Origin of the sequence: Micromonospora echinofusca (assembly GCF_017614955.1) — a bacterium.
Classification (GTDB): Bacteria; Actinomycetota; Actinomycetes; order Mycobacteriales; family Micromonosporaceae; genus Micromonospora; species Micromonospora echinofusca_A.
In genome coordinates this window covers 1-4,573 of sequence record NZ_WVUH01000467.1, presented here as the reverse complement: position 1 = coordinate 4,573, position 4,573 = coordinate 1, and the positions used below count along the sequence as shown (strand labels likewise).

Genomic DNA, 4,573 nt, shown 5'->3' with positions numbered 1-4,573 from the left:
TCACCCTCGTTGACGCCGGGGGTGGCCGGGTTGTCGACCGGGGTGTCCAGCTTCGGCGCGTAGTAGAGGTAGACCCACCGGTTGGTGGCGAAGTCGGGGTCGACGGCGATCGACTGGAGGCCGTCCTCGTCGTGGGTGTAGACCGGCACGGTGCTGATCACCGGACTGGCGCCGCTGGTCGGGTCGTAGAGGCGGACCTCGCCGGCCCGGGTGTTGTGCAGTACCCGGCCGTCCGGCAGGACGGCCAGCGACATGGGTTCGCCGGGCTCGTCGTTGAGGGTGACCTTCTCGTAGTTGCCGAGCACGGTCGCCCCGCAGTCACCCTCGACCACCCCGGCCGTCCAGCGGATCGCGCCGAGCAGGTGCTTGCGGAAGGTGTTCGACCGGTACGTCTCGGCGGAGTGGCCCAGCCCGGTGTAGAACGACCGGCCGCCCTGGTAGTCCTTGCACCAGACGATCGGGTGGTCGTACCCCATCGAGCCGCCGGGGTAGCTCTTCTCGTCCACGGTGGCCAGCACGTGGGCGCTGCCCCGGACGTTGGTGGTGAAGTTGTACCACTCCTCGGTGAGGGTCAGGGTGCGCGGCAACGTCTCGGCGGCCGGGTGGGCCCGGTCGGCCACGTCGAGCCGGCCCTGGCTGACCGCCGAGGCACCGGCGACCTTCGTACCGACCAGGTTCTGGTAGAAGGCCCAGTCCGGCTCGGTCTCCGCGGCGGCGTGCACGCCCAGGTATCCGCCACCGGCTCTGATGTACGCCTCGAACGCGGCCTGCTGGCTGTCGTCGAGGATGTCGCCGGTGGTGTTGAGGAAGACGACCGAGCGGTACTTCGCCAGTTCGGCGGTGGTGAACAGGGCCGCGTCCTGGCTGACCGTGACGGTGAAGCCGTTCCCGTTGGCGAGCTTCTGGATGGTGTCCACGCCGTCGGCGATGGCGGCCCGACGTTCCCCGGCCGTGCGGGTGAAGACGAGGACCCGGTAGTCGCGGGGGGCCCGGACGGTGGAGCGCAACGCCTCGGGGCCGTTCTCGGCGGCGACGAGCGGCTCGTCCGGGGGGTTCCCGGCGGCGCCGGGGGCGGCGGAGGTCGGTGCGGACAGGGCGAGTGGGACGGTGAGGGCGAGACCAGCGGCGATGGCGAGCCATCGCCGTCCGGGTGAGCGGATCATGGTTCCTCCGACGATCGGCAGGCGCGCGGCACCGCCGGCTGGGCGGCCGGTGGCGCGCGGATGGGATAGGGCGAACCTGGAAACGGGTCGTCCCGCCGCCGCGCAGGACAGAGGTGGAGGGGTGGCGCGACTCGACCGCGCCGGGAGGGACGCGGTCCGCCGACCGCGCCGAACGTGATGGGCAGGGCACGGTCTCTACCGCGCCGGTACCCGGAGGTGGCCGGGTCGTCGAGCTGACTGCGGCCGGGCCACCGGAGGAACTGCGGCCGGGTCGGCGGCGCTGCCGCCGACCCGGGCCGTCGCTCAGTTCCGCTTGTAGATGGTCAGCTCGGACATGTTCTGGTAGCTCAGGGCCGCGAAGTCCAGCGACTGGGCGCGGTTGAGGGTGCCGCCCGGTGCGGTGTCCTGCTCCCAGTTGGCGTGGTGGAAGTCCGGTTCGCCGATGGTCTGGAAGAACTGCTGGAAGTTGATGTCGCCCTCACCGAGCGGGGTCATCTCGTACCCGTTGGGCAGGGTGGTGTTCTTGTTGCCGTCCTTGGCGTGGAACAGCGGGAACCGGGTGGTCCGCTCGGCCACGTTGATGATCGGGTCGAAGAGGCTGGTCTGCTCCTGGCCGGTTGGGTCGACGAACTTCTGGTGCTTGTACCGGGCGACGTAGCCCCAGTAGATGTCGAACTCGAAGTAGACGTACCGGGGATCGGTCTGCTTGAAGAAGTACTCCAGCCGGCGGACCCCCGACGAGCGGGTGGGGCGACCGAGTGCGTCCAGCGGACCGGAGTCGAGCAGGAAGCTGTACGCCGCGTCGTGGTTGTGCGTGTAGAGCCGCATGCCCCGGGCGGCGGCCTGCCGGCCCAGCTCGTTCCAGGTGTCGGCGGCGGCGTCCCAGTCGGCCTGGTACGCGCTGTTGGTCGGGTCGCTGCCGGTGCCGATGTTCTTCATGCCCAGCTCTTCGGCGATGTCGAGCTGCTGCTGGAAGGTGTCCGCCCGGATCGAGGTGTGGGTGCCGTTGGCGACGAGACCGTTGTCGTCCAGGATCTTGCGGATCTCGGTCGGGGTGATCTGCCGGCCGAGGATCGCGGTGTTCTGGTTGTACCCGGCGAACTCGATCTCCTTGTAGCCGATCTCGGCCAGCCGGGCGAGGACCCGCTCGAAGCCGTACGGTACGCCGCTGTCGTCCGGGGCGGCCGAGATCCGGTCCCGCACGCTGTAGAGGATGATGCCCCGGTTCCCGCCCGGGATCAGGGGTTCGGCCCGGAGCTGGTTGTACTTGTTGCCCTTGCCCTCCCCTTCGCTCTCGGCGAGTGCGGGGGTACCGGTGGCCAGTACCGGCAGTCCGGCGGCGCCGAGGGCCGCGGCGGCCCCGGCGGAGGCGGCGAGGATCGACCGGCGGGTGAGCTGCTTGGCGGTACGGGGGTCGTGTGGTGTGGTCTTGCGCATTGTCTCTTCCACCTTCCGTGACGGTGGGCGCGTCCGTGCGACGGCGGTCGGGTCCACCGTCGGTACGGCGGAGCGACCGTCGGCCGCGACGGGGTGCACCGTCGACGACGATCAGCTGATGGTGAGTGGTCGCGGTCCGGGCAGTACCGATCCGTCCGATCCGGTCGCTCGGGTGGGGCCGGAGCGGCCGGTGGTCCGCGAGACTGGTCGATCGAGTGGTCAGGTCCACGCCGCCGCCACGGCTGGACGAGGTTCGCCGTCCGGAGGGGACGACCGGGGCACGCGGGCCGACCTGCTGGTGGCGGGTCGGTGGGGGTTTGTTGCGGTCGGGTAACGCCTTGAGGCAAGACAGTAAACCGGGCAGGCGGCAAAAGAAAGTGTTGTCCAGAGCTAACTTTTGTTTTTCTCAGCGAAAGTTTCCCAGCGTGACCGGACGGGTGGGCTCGGTGGTGAACCGCCTGATCAGGCTCGATACGCTCGCCGCAACGGGGGATGGGGGAGAGGTCGATGGGTCGAGGGAAAGAGGCCGGTCCGGCAGGTCGGATGGCACGGTGGACGGACCGCCGGCCGGTCGTGACGCTGGTCGTCGCCGCGTTGACGCTGGCCGCCGGCGGCTGTACCGGCGGATCCGGTCCCGGGCCCGACCGGTCCGCGCCGAACCCGCAGGGGAGCGCGTCCACCGGGTTCGCCCCGGGTGCGCCCGGCATCGGGGACGCCTACTTCCCCCGGTACGGCAACGGCGGGTACGACGTCGCCGGGTACCGGCTGAAGGTGCGCTACGACCCGGCCAGCGACCAGCTCACCGGGGTCGCCACGGTCACCGCGACGGCCACCCAGCCGCTCTCCCGGTTCAATCTGGACCTGGCCGGGCTGACCGTCTCGCGGGTGACCGTGGACGGTGCCGGAGCCACGCACACCCGCGAGGGTGACGAACTGGTGGTCACCCCGGCCCGGGGCCTGCCGACCGGCACGTCCTTCACCACCGAGGTCAGCTACGCCGGGGTGCCCGTCCCGGTCAGCAGCGCCGACCTGGGTACCGGCGGCTGGCTCGCCACCGACGACGGTGCCATCGCCCTCGGCCAGCCCGAGTCGGCGAGCACCTGGTTCCCGGTCAACGACCACCCGGCCGACAAGGCCACCTACGACATCGAGGTGACCGTCCCCAAAGGGCTGGCGGCACTGAGCAACGGGGTACCGGGGGAGCGGTCGACGGCCGACGGCTGGACCACCTGGCGGTGGAGCGAACGCGCCCCGATGGCCAGCTACCTGGTCACCCTGGTGATCGGTGACTACCGGGTGCAGACCGGTACGCACGGCGGTAAGCCGCTGGTCACCGCCATCGCCGCCAGCCTGCCCGCCGACGGTCCCGCCGCCCGGTCGATCGCCCGGACCGGGGAGATCGCCGACTTCCTGGCCACCCGGTTCGGCCCGTACCCGTTCGAGTCGTACGGCGGCGTCGTCGTCGACGACGACCGGATCCGGTACGCGCTGGAGACCCAGTCCCGACCGGTCTACGGCGCCGCCTTCTTCGCCCGGGGCGGGCCGAACTACGGCGTGGTCACCCACGAGCTGGCCCACCAGTGGTACGGCGACAGCGTCTCCATCTCCCGGTGGAGCGACATCTGGCTCAACGAGGGCTTCGCCAGTTACGCCGAGTGGCTCTGGGAGGAACACGACGGCGGCCGGTCGGTACAGGCCAACTTCGACGCGCAGTACGCCGACACCGACTGGTCCAAGCCGACCCTGGACCCGGGGCGCGCGGGCCTGTTCACCCGCGCGGTCTACAAACGGGGCGCGCTGGTCCTGCACGCGTTGCGCCGGACCGTCGGCGACGACACCTTCTTCCGGCTGCTGCGTACCTGGGCTGCGGAGAAGCGCAACGGCAACGCCACCACCGCCGAGTTCGTCGCGGTCGCCGAACGGGTCGCCGGTCGACCGCTGCGCCCGCTCCTCGACGCCTGGCTCTCCGGGAC

At 70.8% G+C, this 4,573-nt stretch carries 3 protein-coding genes; 1 reads left to right on the top strand and 2 read right to left on the bottom strand.

Annotated elements, in window-relative coordinates; translation table 11 throughout:
* Together GSF22_RS31030 and GSF22_RS31025 are read right to left on the bottom strand one after the other, a co-directional pair.
* The coding region (locus GSF22_RS31030; RefSeq protein WP_208817467.1) for a ThuA domain-containing protein at nucleotides 1–1,163 on the bottom strand (1,163 nt) is incomplete at its 3' end.
* Nucleotides 1,164–1,466: 303 nt separating this feature from the next.
* The gene (locus tag GSF22_RS31025; RefSeq protein ID WP_307804483.1) at nucleotides 1,467–2,612 is read right to left on the bottom strand and encodes a sugar phosphate isomerase/epimerase family protein; all 1,146 of its coding nucleotides are present in this window, start codon (nucleotides 2,610–2,612) and stop codon (nucleotides 1,467–1,469) included.
* Nucleotides 2,613–3,143: 531 nt separating this feature from the next.
* Between GSF22_RS31025 and GSF22_RS31020 the strand changes: the two genes are divergently transcribed.
* Nucleotides 3,144–4,573: M1 family metallopeptidase (locus tag GSF22_RS31020; RefSeq protein ID WP_208817466.1), on the top strand; the 1,430-nt coding region annotated here is incomplete at its 3' end.